This window comes from Kitasatospora sp. NPDC001119, assembly GCF_053598475.1.
In genome coordinates, this window is the sequence record NZ_JBSFKI010000034.1 from 56,809 (window position 1) to 72,403 (window position 15,595).

A 15,595-nucleotide genomic window follows, 5' to 3' on the forward strand; every position below is an offset into this window, starting at 1 on the left:
ATTCTGGTCCGCGCGGCGGCCCGCCGGGGCACCGCCCCCGGGTGCGCTACTCCGACTGCTCGGCGGCGCCGTGGGCCTCGCGCACCACGACCACCGGGCAGGGCGCGTGCTCGGTGAGGTGGCGGCTGACCGAACCGAGCAGCACGCCGGAGAAGCCGCCCAGGCCGCGGCTGCCGACGACGAGCAGCGCGGCGCCCTTGGCGGCCTCCAGCAGCGCCTGGGCGGCGTTGCCGGGCATCACGCTCTCGGTGATCCGCACGCCGGCGTCGTCGCCGGCCACCTTGGCGACGGTCTCGCTGAGGGTCTTCCCGGCGAGCTCCTCGGGGTTGAAGGCCTCGACGGTCGGCACGCCCGCGCCGGCCCAGCCGTAGAAGGCCGGGTACTCCCAAGCGGCGATCGCGTGGACCGTCCCGCCGACGGCCCGCGCGTAGTCGATCGCCCAGCGCAGCGCCTGCTCCGAGGCGGGCGAGCCGTCCACGCCGACGACGATCCGGGGATTGGCACTCATGCCCTTGCTCCTTCGGTTGCTCCTGATCGGTCCCGACCCTCCGAACATAGATCAAATCGGACAAACGGTCGGTATCTGCCACGCCGGAAGCGGCCCGCCGCATTCAATTCCAGTGCGCGCGGCCCGCGACGCCTGCGAGGATCCCCGGATGCCGCACAAGCCCCGCCGCCGCGCCGGCGGCTTCGCCGAGGTCCTGGCCGCCCTGCCGCCGAAGGAGGAGCACGAGTACTGGAACCTCGACGACCCGCTCGCGTCGGGCGGCTTCGTGGACGCCGGGGGGCGCTACTGGCGGCTGGCCCGCGGCCCGGTGGACCAGCGACTGGCGAAGCGGCTGGCGGTCGACGCGGACGAGATGACGCTGGGCCTGTGGGGCCGGCTGCACGAGGCCTCCCCGGGCGTCTTCGTGCCCGCCCTGCTCACCCCCGAGGAGCGGCCGGCCGCCTGGCTGGACGCCTCCGCCCTGGAGTACCTGGCGTACGAGTTCCGGGCCTCCGGCGACCGGACGCTGCTCTACCTCGTGGTGCACTGCTGATCCGCTGTCATCGTCAACTCCGGTAGGCCGCCCAGATGTTGGCCATCCGCTGGACCTGTCCCGGGGTGAACCTGGTCATGCAGGAGTCGTAGCTGTAGTCCATGAAGTTGTGGATCGGGTCGAGCCCCGGGCCGGGGCAGGTGTCCCGGCCCTCGGGGCAGCCGGAGGCGGCGGTGCGTTCGGCCGGGGTGTCCTCCACGTAGTCGCCCGGGGCCCGGCAGCCGTTCTGGAAGGTGTGGAAGAGGCCGAGCCAGTGGCCGATCTCGTGGGTCGCGGTGTCGCCCTCGTCGTAGTGGACGGCGGAGCCGCCCGGCAGCGAGGCGTCGAGCACCACCACGCCGTCGTCGGTCGGGTGCGTCCGGTAGGCGTTCGGGAAGGTCGACCAGCCGAGCAGGGAATCGCCGAGCCGGGCGGTGTAGAGGTTGAGGGTGCCCTGGTCGCCCTTGCGCAGGGCGGTCTTCATCGCCTGCTCGGCCGAGGAGCCCGGGGTCATGCCGGTGTACCAGGAGGCGTTGTCGCTCCAGTCGGTGCCGACCAGTTCGAAGTGGAACGGGCTCGGGACGTTGCCCTCGCCCTGGCCGCCGTAGCTCTCGTTGAGGTGGTCGATCTGGCCCGCGACGGCGGCCGCGTCCAGCCGCCCCTCGTCGCCGTCGTGGATCACGTGGAAGTAGACCGGGATCGTGGTCGGGGCGGCGGACCGGACCCGGCCGACGCCCAGTTCGGCGAGCCGCTGGGCGAGGTCCGCCTGCATCGCCCGGGCCTGCCGGGGGCTGACCGCGTTCGGGTCCCGGTCCGGCCGGCTGCCGGCCGGCAGCCGCGCCGCGACACCGCCCGCACCGACGGCGTCGTCCGGACCGACGCCGTCGTCCGCGCACCGCTCCACCGCCGGAGCGACGGCGGCGCGGTGCGCGGCCGGTGCGGCGAACTGGCTCAGACCGGCCGCGGCGACCAGCGCGGCGGCGCAGGGGAACAGGCGTGGGGCACGCGAGCGCACCCGGGCAGTACGGCGCATCAGCGCTCCTGACAGGGGAGTTGACGGGGTGTCGGCCGCGCCCGTGGCCTGCTCCGGCCGGACCCGCCGGCGCCCGGCGCGGACCCGCCGAGACTACGACGCCGTGAAGTCGATCCCCCGCAGGGCGCGCGCGGCGGCCCGGTCGAGTACCACGGCCGACGCACAGCCGGCGGGCGGCCGTCCGGTCTCCAGGATCCGGCGGCGCAGCCGGGCGACGGCGGCCTGGTGCCGGGCGAAGGCGTAGCGCGAGACGCCGCGCCGGCGCCGCCGCTGCCCGTCCAGCGCCTCGGCCGGGTCGGCGTCGAGCAGCAGCAGGTGCACCCGGCGGCCCTGCCGGGCGGCGGCCCGCACCAGCCAGGCGCGCACCCAGGGCTGGGTGCCGCAGTCGTGCACCGCGAGCGGCCCGCCGTCCAGCACGGCCCGGCGCAACCGCAGGTAGTGGGCGAGCCGGGCCAGCGGGCGGTAGAGCGCGTACGGCAGGCGGCCGGGCAGCCGGGCCGCGTACTCCTCGCGGACCAGCTGGGAGTCGATCAGCGGGGCGCGGACGCAGCGGCGCATCAGGGTGCTCTTGCCGCTGCCGGGCAGGCCGGTGACGACCAGCAGGTCCCCGGCCGGGTAGCGCAGGACCGCCGGCCCGGGCCCGCGCAGCTCGTGCCGGGCGCTCGGGTCGTGCGGCGCGGACGGATCGGACGGCTCGTAGGAGGCGGGCAGGACGACCCGTTCCCCGGCGGTGCGCGGCGGCGGCACCCTCGGCGCCGCCGCCGTCCGCACCGTTCGCGTCCCACTCACCCGGTCTCCCCCCGCCGTTCCCCTTCGAGGAGCATCGCTCATTCCCAAGAACGAGTAAAGGGCGGAGGTCGGAGCGGGTACGGACGACCACGGCCGGGCCCGGAGCGTGGTGGCGTCGAGGCCCGGCGGCGGGTGTCAGCCCAGCTGCGGGGCGATCCGGGAGGCGATCAGCTCCAGGTGGTCGAGGTCGTCCAGGTCGAGGATCTGGAGGTAGAACCGCTCGCTGCCGACCGCCGCGTACCGGCCGATCTTCTCGACCACCTCGTCCGGGGTGCCGGCCAGGCCGTTCTCCTTCAGCTCGTCGACCTCGCGGCCGATCGCGGCGGCCCGGCGGGCGACCTCGGCGTCGTCGCGGCCGACGCAGGCCACCATGGCGTTGGAGTAGACCAGGTCGTCGGCGGAGCGCCCGGCCGCCTCGACGGCGGCGCGGACCCGGCCGAACTGGGCGGCGGTGTCGTCCACCGAGGCGAACGGCAGGTTGAACTCGTCGGCGAAGCGGGCGGCCAGGGCCGGGGTGCGCTTGGGGCCGAGGCCGCCGACCAGCACCGGGACGTGCTCCTGGGCGGGCTTGGGCAGGGCCGGCGAGTCGGTCAGCGTGTAGTACTCGCCGGCGAAGTCGAAGGTGTCGCCGAGCTTGGTGTTCCACAGCCCGGTGATGATCGCCAGCTGCTCCTCCAGCCGCCCGAACTTCTCCTTCGGGAAGGGGATACCGTACGCGGTGTGCTCGGCCTCGTACCAGCCGGCACCGAGGCCGAACTCGACCCGGCCGCCGCTCATCGCGTCCACCTGGGCGACCTGGATCGCGGTGACGCCCGGCAGCCGGAAGGTGGCGGCGGTCATCAGGGTGCCCAGGCGGATGGTGCTGGTGTCGCGGGCGAGGCCGGCCAGGGTGATCCAGGCGTCGGTGGGCCCGGGCAGGCCGTCGACGTCGCCCATCTTCAGGTAGTGGTCGGAGCGGAAGAAGGCGCTGAAGGCCCCGAGCTCCTCGGCGGTGCGGGCGACCTTGAGGAGGGTGCCGTAACTCGCACCCTGCTGGGGTTCGGTGAAGACGCGGAGATCCATGCCGGCCATTCTGGTACGGACCGACCGGTGATCGGCACAGCGCGTCCGCCGCGCCACGGACCGTTTCCGATCCGGCCGGGTGGGGCGGCAGGGGTGGCCAAGGTCTCAGTACGGAACCGTCACGGGCGCCCGTTCCCGCTCGGAGGGTCGCCTACCGTGGACGGATGTTCGCGACCCCCGACGAGTCCTTCCGGCGCTCCCCCGACGAGCCGGCCGGCTGTCCGCTGCCCGGCATCGTGACGGCCTTCACGCCCCGGCTGGCCGAGTTCGCCTTCGAGCCCGGTTTCGTCGCGGCGGTCGACCAGCACGCGGCGATGCTGCGGGAGCTGCTGTACGCGCAGGGGCCGGAGCTCGCGCCCCGGCCCCTGGACCGTGAGGAGTTGTCGGACTACGCGCTGGGTTTCCTGGACGCGCTCGCCGAGATCGGCTGGCGGGAGCCGGTCGGCCACGACTACGCCGTGATCCGGCTCACCGCGATCTGCTGGCTGGTCCGCGAGCAGGGCCTGCTCGGGGTCTGAGCCCCGGCAGGCCCTCCCGGACCGCCCGGTGCGGCGGGCTACCGGTTCTGGTCGCCCTCGATGCCCGGCGCGGGCGGGGTGCCCGGACCGGTCTGGGTGGTCGGCCGGACCGGCTGGTTGGACAGCGCGTCGGAGCGGCCGGCCTGGTAGGCGGTGCCGCGCAGCCGGGCGGTCTCCCGCTCGGCGCCGTCCAGCCACCGCTCCCAGCGCTGGCGCATCGGGATGATCAGGCCGCCGCCGACACCGACCACCAGCACACCGGCGATGGTGGCGAGCGCGGCGATCAGGACCGGCCCGGTGATCGAGGTGGCGATCCCGGCCTGGCCCAGCGCGGCGATCACGCCGAGGCCGACGATGAACGCCCAGACCAGGGTGGAGACCGTCCGGCCGTACGAGGCGCCGGAGAGCGTGCTGCCCACGATGTCGCGCACCGCGTTGGCGATGGCCATCGCGACCACCACGATCACCACGGCGACGATGCCGCGCGGCAGCCAGGCGACGATGCTGTGGATCATCGTGCTGATCGGGTTCGAGCCGAAGACGCCGAACGCCAGCTGCAGGGCCATCAGCAGGACGATGTAGTACACGACCTTGCAGATGATGCCGGTCATGTCGTACTTGGAACCCTGCAGGTGGGCGGCCACTCCGGACCGCTCCGCGACCCGTTCGGAGCCGACCCTGCGCAGCACCCGGTCGAGGATCTTGGCGATCGCCTTGGCCACGAACCAGCCGACGACCAGGATCGCCAGGAAGGCGATGAACTGCGGAATGACCTTGGCGATCTTCGACCAGGCCTCGGTGAAGCCCGACCCGAAATCGACGGACAGTGCGAGCTGCTGAGCCACGGAGTCCTCCACTCGGTGACACGGCGCCACGAGCGGGCGCTTCGGCCCCCCACCCTTCGTGGATAGCAGGCGCCCGCCCCGGCCGCGCGCGCCCGGTGTCCGGGATGGTCCCCTCGGGTGAATGCTCCGGCCGTCCGCACGCGTACAGTGGCGGTCCGGGGGGACGGGCCACGGGGCGGGACGGACGGGACGGTGCGGCAAGTGGGCGGTACGGCGGCGGAGCACGCGGTGGACCACCGGGCGCTGCACTGGCGGGTCCGACCGGAAGCGGCCCGGGCCGCCGTCCTGGTCCTGCACGGCGGCGAGGAGCACAACGTCGCCCGGCCCGGGCGCCTCAACCTCCCGCTGCTGCGGATGCACGGCTTCCTGCGCGCGCTCACCAGGGCGACCGCGCGGGACGGGGTGGCCATCGGCACCGTCCGCTACCGCCACCGCGGCTGGAACGGCGAACGGGCCGACGCCGCACGGGACGCGACCGCCGCGCTCGACGAACTCACCGCGCTGCTCGGGCCGGTGCCGACCGTCCTGGTCGGCCACTCGATGGGCGGGCGCGCCGCCCTCCAGGCCGGCGGACACCCCTCCGTCACCGGCCTGGTCGCCCTCGCACCGTGGTGCCCGCCCGAGGACCCGTGCGACCAACTCGCCGGGCGGGACGTCCTCCTGCTGCACGGCGACCGCGACACCGTCACCCCGCCCGCCGAAACCCGCGCCTTCGCCGCCCGCAGCCGCGCCGCGGGTGCCCGGGTCTGCGGCTACACCGTCACCGGCAGCGGCCACGCCATGCTCCAGCGCCTCCCCGACTGGCACCGCGCCACCACCCGCCTCACCACCGCCCTCCTCGGCCTCCACCCCTTCCCCGCCGAAACCGCCTCCGCCCTCGCCCTCCCACCCGCCTCCCGCGAAGCCCTCACCCTCCCCCTCCCACCCCAGCCCCGCCGCGCCCCGGCCCTCCCGGCCAACCCCTGAGGCACCGGGGCCCCGCGGGGCCGGTTCCTCAGGCCCGGCGCAGCACCCGCCAGGTCACCAGGCCGGCGGTCGTACCCGACAGCAGCAGGCAGGCGAGGACCACGGAGGCCAGCGCCGCCGGGTCCAGGTGGAGCGTGACCGGGGCTCCGGTGCTCTGGGCGAGGCCGGAGGCGAGACCGGCCAGCGGCGGGAGGGTGGCCAGCAGTCCCAGCAGGGTGCCGATCGCGGTCACCACGGCCGCCTCGCCCGCGGCCAGCAGGACCAGTTGGCGGACGGTGCCGCCGGTCGAGCGCAGCACGGCGAGGTCGCGGCGCCGACCGTGGGCGGACAGGGCGGTGCTGTTCGCGGTGGCGATCGCGCTGTAGCCGACGGCCACGGCGATCAGCATGGCGGCCAGGCTGTCGGTCAGCCGGGCGTCGGTGTCGTAGTCGTCCAGGGCGTAGCGGACGGCGTCGTGGACGGCCGTCCCCGGGACGACCGCCACCGGATCCGCCTCCGCCGGGACGAACAGGTCGTCGCCCAGCGCGGCCGGGTCGTGGCCGCGGACCAGGCTCCGGGCGAGGACGAAGTCGCCGCGGGCCGGGTCGTCCGGCAGGATCCCGGCGATGAGCAGCGGGACGGTCGCCCCGTCGGCGAAGCGGACCGGGTACCGCTGCCCGGCCGTCACGCCCAGCCAACGCGCCATGGACGTTCCCAGCACCGCCTCGCCGGGCCGGCTCCAGGCCGGGTCGCGGGAGCCGAGGGCGTCGATCACGACGGTCGTCCCGTCGGCGCGGTGGACGAAGGCGCGGGTCGGCAGGGCGGCCTTGCCGACCGGGTGGGCGTCGGCCGCCTCGTCGGTGAGGCCCGGGGTGCCGTCGTTGGTGACGATCGCCTGGCCGGAGAGCCGCAGCGCCTGGCCGGCCGGGTAGGCCGCCCGCATCGTCTCCACCGCGCCGCCGAGCAGCACGGCGAAACCGACCGCCGCGATCAACGGTGCCGCCGCCGCGGCGGCGCGGGACGCGCCCGCCGTCAGCCCGGCCCGCAGCAGCAGCGGGCCGGCCGTACCGAGCCGTCGCAGTGGTGCGGTCACCACCCGGCCCACCGGGCCGACCAGGACCGGGGCGAGCAGGGCGGCCGCCGCGATCAGCAGCATGGTGGCGGTGATCGCCAGGCTGATCCGGCGGTCCGCGGCGGCGGTCGCGGTGAGCACCGCGCAACCGGTGCCGAGGCCGAGCACCGCCAGTCCGCCGATCAGCCGGGTGCGGCCCAACTGCCCTTCCCCCGTGCGGCTTTCGCGCAGTGCCTGCAGTGGCGCCACCCGGGCGGCGGGGCGGCTCGCCGCCCAGGCGCCGAGCACGCTGACGCCGACGCCGGTCGCGGCGGCGGTGAGCAGCGGCCAGGCCGTCACCCGCACGGTGAGCCCCGGCGGGGCGACGTCCAGACGCAGCAGGGCGTCCCGCAGCAGCGGGGCGGCCGCGAGCCCGGCGAGGCAGCCCGCCGCCGAGCCGAGCAGGCCGACCAGCGCGGCCTCGCCGAGCACCATCCGGCGCAGTTGGCCCGGGGTGGCGCCGAGGACGCGCAGCAGGCCGAGTTCGCGCCGCCGCAGGCCGGTGGCGAGGACGAGCATCGAGGCGACCACGAAGCCGGTGGTGAACAGGCCGAGGGTGGCCAGCGCGGCGATCACCTGGGTGCCGAGGAAGCGCCGGTGCTCGACGTGGCGGGGCTGGAGCGCGGCGCGGCCCTCGCCGGTGACCACGGCCGCCCGGTCGCCGACGGCCGTACGGGCGGCCGCGGCCAGGCGGGCGGGCGGGGTGTCGGGGGCGGGGAGCAGGGCGATCGTCCGGACGCCCGGGTCGCGCTGCGCGGCGGCGGCGTCGCTGAGGTAGTACCCGGGGCCGTCCACCGTGCCGACGACGGTGAACTCGGTGCGCCCGGCGGTGAGGTTGACGGTCAGCCGGGCGCCGGCCGGGACGCCGAGGGACCGGTCGACCACCACCTCGTCGGCGGCCTCCGGCCCCCGGCCGGTGAGCAGCCGGTAGGGGGCCAGCCGCGCCGAGGACCAGCCGTGGCCCGCCTCGGCCGCGCCCTCGTCGGGGACCGGCCTGCCGTCCCGGACGGCCTGGGCGTAGAAGGCGCGGTCCACCACGACGGCCGCCACGCCGGGCGCCGCGCGCAGCCGGTCGGTCAGGGCCCCCGCCTCGGCGGCGTTCCACGGGACGCGGTCCTCGGCACTGCCGCCGCGGCCGGTGGCCTGCGGCGGGAGCACCAGGGCGGTGGCGGCGGAGAGGCGGGGCTGGACGGCGGGCCGGGCGGACTCGTGGACGGTCAGCGTGGCGGTGATCAGCCCGACGCCGACCAGCACGGCGAGCCAGCACGCGAGGTGGCTCGACCAGCGCTCACGGACGTTGGCGACGATCAGCATCACGCCTCCAGCCGGGCCATGCGGGCCGCGACGGCGGCGGCGGCGCGGGCGTGGTCGCCGTCGAGGTCCAGCCGGTCGGCGATCCGGCCGTCCTGGAGGAAGACCACGGTGTCGGCGACGGCGGCGGCTGCCGGGTCGTGGGTGACCACGACCGTGGTCTGTGCCTGCTCGTCCACCAACCGCCGCAGCAGGCGCAGGACTTCGCCGGAGGTCCGGGTGTCCAGGGCGCCGGTGGGCTCGTCGGCGAAGAGCACGTCGGGGCGGGTGACCAGGGCGCGGGCCAGGGCGACGCGCTGCTGCTGGCCTCCGGAGAGCCGGCTCGGCCGGTGCCCGGCGCGCTCGGCCAGCCCGACGGCGCGCAGCGCGGCGGCCACCTCCTCGCGGCCGACGGTCCCGCCCTTCCGGCGGCCCGCGAAGCGCGAGGGCAGTTCGACGTTCTGGGCGGCGGTCAGCGACTCGACCAGGTTGTACGCCTGGAACACGAAGCCGATCCGCCCGCGCCGCAGTTCGGTGCGGCGGCGCTCGCTCTGGGCGCCGAGGTCGAGGCCGGCCAGCAGCACCCGGCCGCCGGTGGGCCGGTCCAGTCCGGCGGCGCACTGGAGCAGCGTGGACTTCCCGGAGCCGGAGGGCCCCATGATCGCGGTCAGGGTGCCGCGCGGAAAGCCGAGCGTGACCCGGTCGAGCGCGGTCACCGCCCCTTCGCCGCTGCCGTGCACCTTGCGGACGTCGTGCAGCTCCACCACTCCGTGTGGTTCGGCGGCGCCCCGCTCCGCCCTGGGTTCCCGATGGTTCGTCATGCCGAGGATTCCAGCGGACCCGCGGACCGGGGGCACTGATCCGGGCACCACCGGGAAGGTAGTGCCTGCACTACCCCGCCCGACGGACCACCCCACTATCGTTCTTCGCATGCGTCCGAGAACGGCATGGCAGGCGATGGCCCAACGGCCGTTGAGCTTCCTCGGCTCCGCGTGGCCGTGGCGTTCGCTGGCGTACCTGGCGAGCGGGGTGCTGGTGGGGGCCGCGGCGCTGGTGGTGCTGGCCGCCGGCCTGGTGGCGGGGGCGGTGCTGCTGGTGGTGCTGGTCGGGGTGGCGCCGCTGGTCGGGGTGGTGCTGTCGGCGGTGGCGGTCGCGGCCGTCGAGCGGTGGCGGCTGCGGCTGGTGGACCTGGACCCTGCGGAGGACCCGCACCGGGCGCCGGACGCCCCGGGGCCGCGCGCCTGGGCGGCCACCCGGCTGACCGAACCGGTGACCTGGCGCGAACTGGGCTTCACCCTGCTCTCGGCCGCCGCGCTGTGGTGGCTGGACCTGCTGGTGCTGTTCTTCTCCTTCGGGGTGCCGGCGCTCTGCTTCTCGTCGCTCGACGGCGCCACCTGGCCGTGGTCGGTCTTCGGGGCCCTCGTGCTGCTCGCCTCGCCGTACACGGTGACCTCCTGGGCGGGCGCCCGCGCGGCCCTCGCCCGCACCCTGCTCGCCCCGCGCGACGCGGAGTTGGGCGCGCGGCTGCGGGAGGTGAAGGCCTCCCGGGCGCGACTGGTGGACGCCTTCGACGCCGAGCGGCAGCGGATCGAGCGGGACCTGCACGACGGCGCGCAGCAGCAGCTGGTCTCCCTGGGGATGACCCTCGGGCTGATGCACCTGGACGTCCCGCCGGGCTCACCGCTCGGCCCGCAGCTGGCCCGGGCGCAGGAGCAACTCGGCACCGCGCACGAGGAGTTGCGCCGGATCGTACGCGGCCTCAACCCTCCGGTGCTGGCCGACCACGGGCTGGCCGCCGCCGTCCGGGAGCAGGCCGGACGGTTCCCGATCCCGGTCACCGTCGACCTGGACCTGCCCGTCCGGCTGCCCCGGCAGCTGGAGACCGGCGTCTACTACCTGATCAGCGAGGCGATGACCAACATCGCCCGCCACAGCGGCGCCGGCCGCGCCCGGGTCTCCGGCCGCTACCACGCGGACCTGCTCGTCCTGGAGATCGCCGACGACGGCCGCGGCGGCGCGGACCCGGCGCTCGGCAGCGGGCTGACCGGGCTCGCCGACCGCCTCACCGCCGTCGACGGCCGGATGCGGGTGTCCAGCCCGGCCGGCGGCCCGACCCTGCTCCACGTGGAGATACCGTGCCGCTTCGGGTGATCGTCGCCGAGGACGCCGTCCTGCTCCGCGAGGGACTGGTCGGCCTGCTGCACCGCTTCGGGCACCACGTCCTCGCCGCCGTCGGCGACGCGGACGCCCTGGCCGCCGCCGTGCGCACGCAGCGGCCCGACCTCGTGGTCACGGACGTCCGGATGCCCCCGGACCACCGCGACGACGGCCTGCGCGCCGCCGTCCGGCTGCGCCGGGAGTACCCCGGGCTGCCGGTGGTGGTGCTCAGCCAGTACGTCGAACAGTCCTACGCGACACGGCTGTTGGACTCGGACGGCGGACGGGCGGTCGGCTACCTCCTGAAGGAGCGGGTGGGCGCGGTGGCCGACTTCATGGCCGGCCTGGAACGGGTGGCCGGCGGCGGGACGGTGGTGGACCGGGAGGTGGTCCAGCAGCTGGTCCGGCTGCGGCACGACCCGCTGGAGCGCCTCAGCGCCCGCGAGCGCGAGGTGCTGGCGCTGATGGCCCAGGGCCGCTCCAACGCCACGCTCGCGGCGGAACTCTTCATCAGCGACGCGGCGGTGAACAAGCACATCGGCAACATCTTCGCCAAGCTGGACCTGCCGGTGGACGTGGACGGCCACCGGCGGGTCCTGGCGGTGCTGCGCTACCTGGGGGCGTGAGGGCCGCGGGGGCGGTGCGGCCGGATCAGCCGGTGGGCGGCTTGGTGCCGTTGGGCCAGACGCAGGGGGACTCGAAGCCGACGACCAGCGTGGTGGGCCAGTTGTCGCCGTCCGAGATGGAGGCCTTGAAGCCGTTGTCCGGGTTGGTGAGGACGATCACGCCGGGCCTGCTGTCGGTGACCTTGAACCCGGCCACGACGAGGTGGCCGCGGAAGGTGTCGAAGATCGTGTCGTGGTGGTCGGCCGGGATGTCGCGAAGGAAGCGGTACGTCACGGCCTTGACCCGGCCGTCCGGTTCCGAGGGGGCGTCCTTCTTGAAGCACTTCTCCTCGGCGTCCCGGTCGACGACCGGCGAGATCGGCTTCGGGAAGGCGAGGAAGATCTCGGTGAAGTACGTGTCGGTCTTCTGCTTGGCCTGGGCGCTGGTCAGCGGGGCGTCGGCCGAACCGGAGCAGGAGGTGGCCGCCAGCAGGACGACGCCGGCCGACAGGGCCGACCGCACGGCGCGAGCACGGGGGAAAGCAACGGTCACCGCATGATCCTTGAGGGGTTGTGTGGGCTGCCGGGGTCGGGACTGATCCTAGACCGTGTGCCAGAGGGCGGCCGCGAAGACCGCCGTCACCCAGGTCCACAGCGCGGAGAGGCCGAGGTGCGCGACCGTGCGCAGGCGGTCGCCGCGCCACAGGCGGGGCGAGAAGTAGGCGAACTCGAAGAGCCAGCGCAGGCCCCAGAAGAGGGTCTGGCCGGCCAGCAGGGCGGTGCCGAGCCGGCCGCCGGCGAGCAGGTCGGGGGCCAGGCAGAGCGGGAGCAGGCCGAGCAGGGCGCAGGCGAGGCCGATGAAGAAGAGGTGGGCGTAGGAGACCTGGCGGGTCAGCAGGGTGGTGCCGGCGAGGTCGGCGGGCCAGCCGATGGCGCGGGGCAGGACGGCGTGGACCAGGCCGGCGGTCACGAGGGCGGCGCCGACCAGGCGCAACTGGGCTTCGAGGGTGAGGAGTCCGGGCGTACCGGTCAGTTCGGCCAGGGCGGTCACCTCGGCCAGTCCGGTCGGCCCGGTCATGAGGCGGGCTTCCGGAGGGCGAAGGCGGTGACCAGGCCGGCGATCCGGCGTTCGGCGGCCGGGTGCAGGCCCGCCTCGGCGGCGTGCCGGAGCCAGGTGGCCCGGGGCAGGAAGTGCCAGGCGCCGGGGCCGTAGACGGCGGTGTTGGCGGCGTCCCGCAGGTGCTCGACCAGCAGCAGGGTGCCGCCAGGGCGCAGGGTGCGGGCGGCTTCGGCGAACAGGGCGGTGCGGTCGGCGGGGCGGCGCAGCTCGTGCGCGGCGAAGACGGCGAACACGGTGTCCAGGGTGCCCGTCGCGGCGGGCAGGGCGTCCGGCCGGGCCGGGATGCCGCCGGGGGCGGGCGGGGCGTGGCGGCGGGCGCGGCGGATCGAGCCGCTGGAGGTCAGCGCCGGGTCGTACAGGTCGGCGAGCCGTCCGCGGGCCCCGGGGTGGCGGGCGGCGAGCGGCCGGCCGGCCTCGTCCAGGCCGGTGCTGATCACCAGGTGGTCGCCGGGGCCGTCGGGCAGCAGGGCGGGCAGCCAGTCGTAGCTGTGGAGCCCGGAGCGGTCGTAGACGCACCAGGTGGCGAGGGTGCCGAGGGCGAGGTACCCGGCGGCGGTGGCGGCGGCCGCCCGGGCGAGCGCGGCGGCGGGGCCGGGTAGCCGGCGGGCCAGCACCCCGCCGGCGACGACGGTGAACGCGCCGGCGGCGTACATCGGCCAGTTGTAGCGGACGACCTCGCGCACACCCGACGGGCGGGGGCCGTCCGGCACGGGGGCGGGAGCGGGGACGGAGGCGGCGGGGGCGGTCATCGGGCGGCTCCGGTGAGGGTGCGGCGCTCCCCGGCGTGCCAGCCGTAGTCGAGGCCGGCGACGTGGAAGGCGTTGGCGAGCACCGGCCGGCTGCCGGCCAGCGGGCCGTGGTCGAAGAAGGTGAGCCGGGGCACCTCGACGGCCACCGGGGCGGGTTCCCAGTGGGCGCGGGTGGCCTTGACCACGATCATCGACCGGGTCTGCGGCTCGTACTCGAAGGTGTAGGGCAGCGGGCCGGCGAAGCGGCGCGCGGCGCGGGCGTCCGCGAACGGGCTGCCCGGCGGGAGGGCGGCGGGGGCGCTGCCGAGGTCGGCGCGCACGTGCAGGTCGGCGCGGCCGTCGCCGCTGACCACCTTGAACTCCAGGGTCCCGTCGACCACCCGGGTGCCGATCCGGGCGTGCCGGTAGTGGTAGCGGGAGAAGGCGTTGCCGCCGAGCGCCATCATCCGGCTGTCGGTGTCGGAGCGCAGGATGCGCAGGCCGCGCATGGTGCGGCCGCCGGGGGTCGGGAAGCGGGTGAAGACCCGGTAGCCGGTCAGGATGAAGTCCCAGCCGAGGCGGGCGGGCAGGGCGGCCGGGCGCAGTGCCCGGGTGTCCACGACGGCGGCGGCGACGAAGCCGTGCTCGGCGCCGTCGGGGTCGGTGTAGGTGTCGAGGGCGAGGCCGGGCGGCACCAGCGGGGCGAGCAGGCGGGGCGGCAGGGCGTAGGTGAGGACGAGCGAGTGCGCGAAGCGGGTGCGCATCGCGAAGGGGTGGCGTTGCAGCAGGTGTCGCACGGTCGACTCCGTGGTCGGGTAGGGGGGTTCGGAGCGTGACGGGGCAGCACGGGACCGCCCTTCGCCGCGGGCCGCGGCGGGGTGTTCTCGCGCGTCCTCATCATGGCGCACGACTTTGAACGTGTTCAACTTTGGGGTCGGAGGGGTGGGCGGGGTACGCGAACGCCCGGGGCCCGCGCTGCGCGAGCGCGGGCCCCGGGCGTGGCGGAGGCGGGGTCAGGGCGTGGCGGAGAAGGGCACCGGGCGTGGCGGAGACGGGGTCAGGGCGTGGCGGAGAAGGGCCCCGGGCGTGGCGGAGGCGGGGTCAGGCCAGGTCGTCCTCGGGGTCCGGGGCGGGGACGCGGCCGGCCAGCAGGGCGTGGCCGAGCGCGGTGGGGCGGTGGGTGACGGAGCGACCGGTGCGGTCCTTGGTGGTCAGGCCGGAGTCGGCCAGGACGGTGGCGTGCTCGCTCGCGGAGGCGGTGGAGATGTCGAGATGGCCCGCCAGGTCCTTGGTGGAGCAGGGCCCGTGGGCCGCGATGGCCTCCAGGGCGGCGGCCCTGGTCTGGCCGAGCAGCGCGGTCAGGGTGCGGCTGGGGGTCGGCTCGGGCTCGGCGCGCAAGGGACCACCGATCCGGGCGGGGTAGAGGAGCACCGGCTGCTGGGCCGGGTCCTCGAAACGGGCGATGACGGGCCGGCGGGGGCCGAACACGCACGGCTGGAGCAGCAGCCCCCGGCCGTCCAGGCGCACGTCGTGCCGGCATCCGCCGGCCAGCGGGAAGCTCAGCACCGGGCGGCGCCAGGACACCGTCGGGTGCAGCGAGCCGAGCACCCGGTCCGGCTCGGCGATCCGGCGCCGGCGCCCGTGCTCGGTGGTGACGATGGTCTCGATCTGCCGCCGGTACGGGTCGATCGCCCGGGTCTGGTAGTCGGCGGTGACGTTGCCCAGTAGCCTGCGGGCCCGGCGGTCGCCGGCCGCGACGCCCCGGGCGAAGGCGCTCAACTGCCGCTCCCCGCCGACCGAGCGCAGGTGGTCGCGCAGCGGCGCCTCGGGCGCCTGGGCGGTGGCGCTCTCGGTGGCGCCCGGGTCGCGCCGCACCGCGAGGAACTCCGGGATCGCCGTGGGGGTGTAGAGGTCGAAGAGCAGCGCGGTGCGCGGGTTCCAGGAGGCCCGCAGCTGCTCGCGCCAGGCCTGGAAACGCGGGTCGCGCACCCCGCTGACCAGGGCGTGCACGCTCAGGGAGAGCTCCATCGACATGTCGGGGCGCTCCGCCACCCGGAGCCGCTCCAGGTCGTCCGTACCGAAGAAGATTCGCAGCACGGTCGCGATCGTCGCCCGGATGCGGCACCGCCGCAAGACCGTTCGGCGAGAACCGAATCCATTGCCGGGCAGGCCGCCGTCCGGCGAGCATCGGGCTGTCGGCGGGCCCGGATTCAGGGCTCTCGGGCGGGAGACCCGAGAGCCGGACCGGACACCCGGCGGGCACCCGGCGGGCGGCCGTCCCGGGGGGCTTCCGCGCCCGGACGAACCACCCCGGCCCGCTCCCCGCTCCCCCCGCACGAGTGGTTTCGTCCCCCGCCTCGGCCCCGGAGACGG

General features: G+C 75.8%; 17 protein-coding genes. 5 read left to right on the forward strand and 12 right to left on the reverse strand.

The annotated features are described in order from the left end of the window. Nucleotides 1–46: 46 nt before the first annotated feature. On the reverse strand, nt 47–508 hold the full coding sequence (locus tag ACWDD9_RS33325) for a universal stress protein (RefSeq protein WP_049659205.1): 462 nt from the start codon (nt 506–508) through the stop codon (nt 47–49). Nucleotides 509–656: 148 nt separating this feature from the next. Between ACWDD9_RS33325 and ACWDD9_RS33330 the strand changes: the two genes are divergently transcribed. Beyond that, complete coding sequence (locus tag ACWDD9_RS33330) at nt 657–1,040, forward strand: hypothetical protein (protein ID WP_449813652.1); 384 nt, start codon at nt 657–659, stop codon at nt 1,038–1,040. Between the two features lie 13 nt (nt 1,041–1,053). Here the strand turns inward: ACWDD9_RS33330 and ACWDD9_RS33335 are convergent, their stop codons facing one another. The 3 genes from ACWDD9_RS33335 to ACWDD9_RS33345 form a co-directional block, all read right to left on the reverse strand. Next, nucleotides 1,054–2,052, reverse strand: a complete 999-nt coding sequence (locus tag ACWDD9_RS33335; RefSeq protein ID WP_449813653.1) for a zinc metalloprotease — start codon at nt 2,050–2,052, stop codon at nt 1,054–1,056. A 93-nt stretch (nt 2,053–2,145) separates the two neighbouring features. Beyond that, a complete protein-coding gene (locus ACWDD9_RS33340) occupies nt 2,146–2,841 on the reverse strand; it encodes an AAA family ATPase (protein WP_449813654.1) in 696 nt (231 codons plus the stop codon). Nucleotides 2,842–2,976: 135 nt separating this feature from the next. Further along, nucleotides 2,977–3,903: an LLM class F420-dependent oxidoreductase gene (locus ACWDD9_RS33345; protein WP_449813655.1), complete on the reverse strand. Its 927-nt coding sequence runs from the start codon at nt 3,901–3,903 to the stop codon at nt 2,977–2,979. 164 nt (nt 3,904–4,067) lie between these two features. Here ACWDD9_RS33345 and ACWDD9_RS33350 point away from each other — a divergent pair, with 164 nt between their 5' ends. Then, nucleotides 4,068–4,421 carry a DUF6401 family natural product biosynthesis protein gene (locus ACWDD9_RS33350; RefSeq protein ID WP_049659067.1) on the forward strand — a complete coding sequence of 118 codons (354 nt, stop codon included), beginning with the start codon at nt 4,068–4,070 and terminating at the stop codon, nt 4,419–4,421. Nucleotides 4,422–4,459: 38 nt separating this feature from the next. Here ACWDD9_RS33350 and ACWDD9_RS33355 read toward each other — a convergent pair whose 3' ends face one another. Beyond that, entirely contained in the window at nt 4,460–5,266 is an 807-nt protein-coding gene (locus ACWDD9_RS33355) for a mechanosensitive ion channel family protein (protein WP_049659068.1), read from the reverse strand. Nucleotides 5,267–5,467: 201 nt separating this feature from the next. Between ACWDD9_RS33355 and ACWDD9_RS33360 the strand changes: the two genes are divergently transcribed. Then, nucleotides 5,468–6,232, forward strand: coding sequence for an alpha/beta hydrolase (locus ACWDD9_RS33360; RefSeq protein WP_369808358.1), 765 nt, complete (start codon nt 5,468–5,470; stop codon nt 6,230–6,232). A gap of 28 nt (nt 6,233–6,260) precedes the next feature. Here ACWDD9_RS33360 and ACWDD9_RS33365 read toward each other — a convergent pair whose 3' ends face one another. Together ACWDD9_RS33365 and ACWDD9_RS33370 are read right to left on the reverse strand one after the other, a co-directional pair. Next, complete coding sequence (locus ACWDD9_RS33365) at nt 6,261–8,636, reverse strand: FtsX-like permease family protein (RefSeq protein ID WP_449813656.1); 2,376 nt, start codon at nt 8,634–8,636, stop codon at nt 6,261–6,263. Next, nucleotides 8,636–9,433, reverse strand: a complete 798-nt coding sequence (locus ACWDD9_RS33370) for an ABC transporter ATP-binding protein (RefSeq protein ID WP_449813657.1) — start codon at nt 9,431–9,433, stop codon at nt 8,636–8,638. Before ACWDD9_RS33370 ends, ACWDD9_RS33365 begins: the two co-directional genes overlap by 1 nt. Nucleotides 9,434–9,542: 109 nt before the next feature. Here ACWDD9_RS33370 and ACWDD9_RS33375 point away from each other — a divergent pair, with 109 nt between their 5' ends. Further along, nucleotides 9,543–10,763: a sensor histidine kinase gene (locus ACWDD9_RS33375; protein ID WP_387829592.1), complete on the forward strand. Its 1,221-nt coding sequence runs from the start codon at nt 9,543–9,545 to the stop codon at nt 10,761–10,763. Next, on the forward strand, nt 10,748–11,395 hold the full coding sequence (locus ACWDD9_RS33380) for a response regulator (RefSeq protein ID WP_387829590.1): 648 nt from the start codon (nt 10,748–10,750) through the stop codon (nt 11,393–11,395). The genes ACWDD9_RS33375 and ACWDD9_RS33380 overlap by 16 nt, the downstream gene beginning before the upstream one ends. A 25-nt stretch (nt 11,396–11,420) precedes the next feature. Here ACWDD9_RS33380 and ACWDD9_RS33385 read toward each other — a convergent pair whose 3' ends face one another. The 5 genes from ACWDD9_RS33385 to ACWDD9_RS33405 form a co-directional block, all read right to left on the reverse strand. Next, nucleotides 11,421–11,927, reverse strand: coding sequence for a hypothetical protein (locus ACWDD9_RS33385; protein WP_147409341.1), 507 nt, complete (start codon nt 11,925–11,927; stop codon nt 11,421–11,423). 48 nt (nt 11,928–11,975) lie between these two features. Further along, a complete protein-coding gene (locus tag ACWDD9_RS33390) occupies nt 11,976–12,452 on the reverse strand; it encodes a hypothetical protein (RefSeq protein WP_449813658.1) in 477 nt (158 codons plus the stop codon). Then, nucleotides 12,449–13,243 (reverse strand): class I SAM-dependent methyltransferase, encoded by a 795-nt coding sequence (locus tag ACWDD9_RS33395; RefSeq protein WP_449813659.1) that lies wholly within the window; start codon nt 13,241–13,243, stop codon nt 12,449–12,451. The genes ACWDD9_RS33390 and ACWDD9_RS33395 overlap by 4 nt, the downstream gene beginning before the upstream one ends. Beyond that, nucleotides 13,240–14,019 (reverse strand): DUF2071 domain-containing protein, encoded by a 780-nt coding sequence (locus tag ACWDD9_RS33400; protein WP_449813660.1) that lies wholly within the window; start codon nt 14,017–14,019, stop codon nt 13,240–13,242. The genes ACWDD9_RS33395 and ACWDD9_RS33400 overlap by 4 nt, the downstream gene beginning before the upstream one ends. Nucleotides 14,020–14,323: 304 nt before the next feature. Beyond that, nucleotides 14,324–15,319, reverse strand: a complete 996-nt coding sequence (locus ACWDD9_RS33405; RefSeq protein WP_449813661.1) for a hypothetical protein — start codon at nt 15,317–15,319, stop codon at nt 14,324–14,326. Nucleotides 15,320–15,595 lie beyond the last annotated feature (276 nt).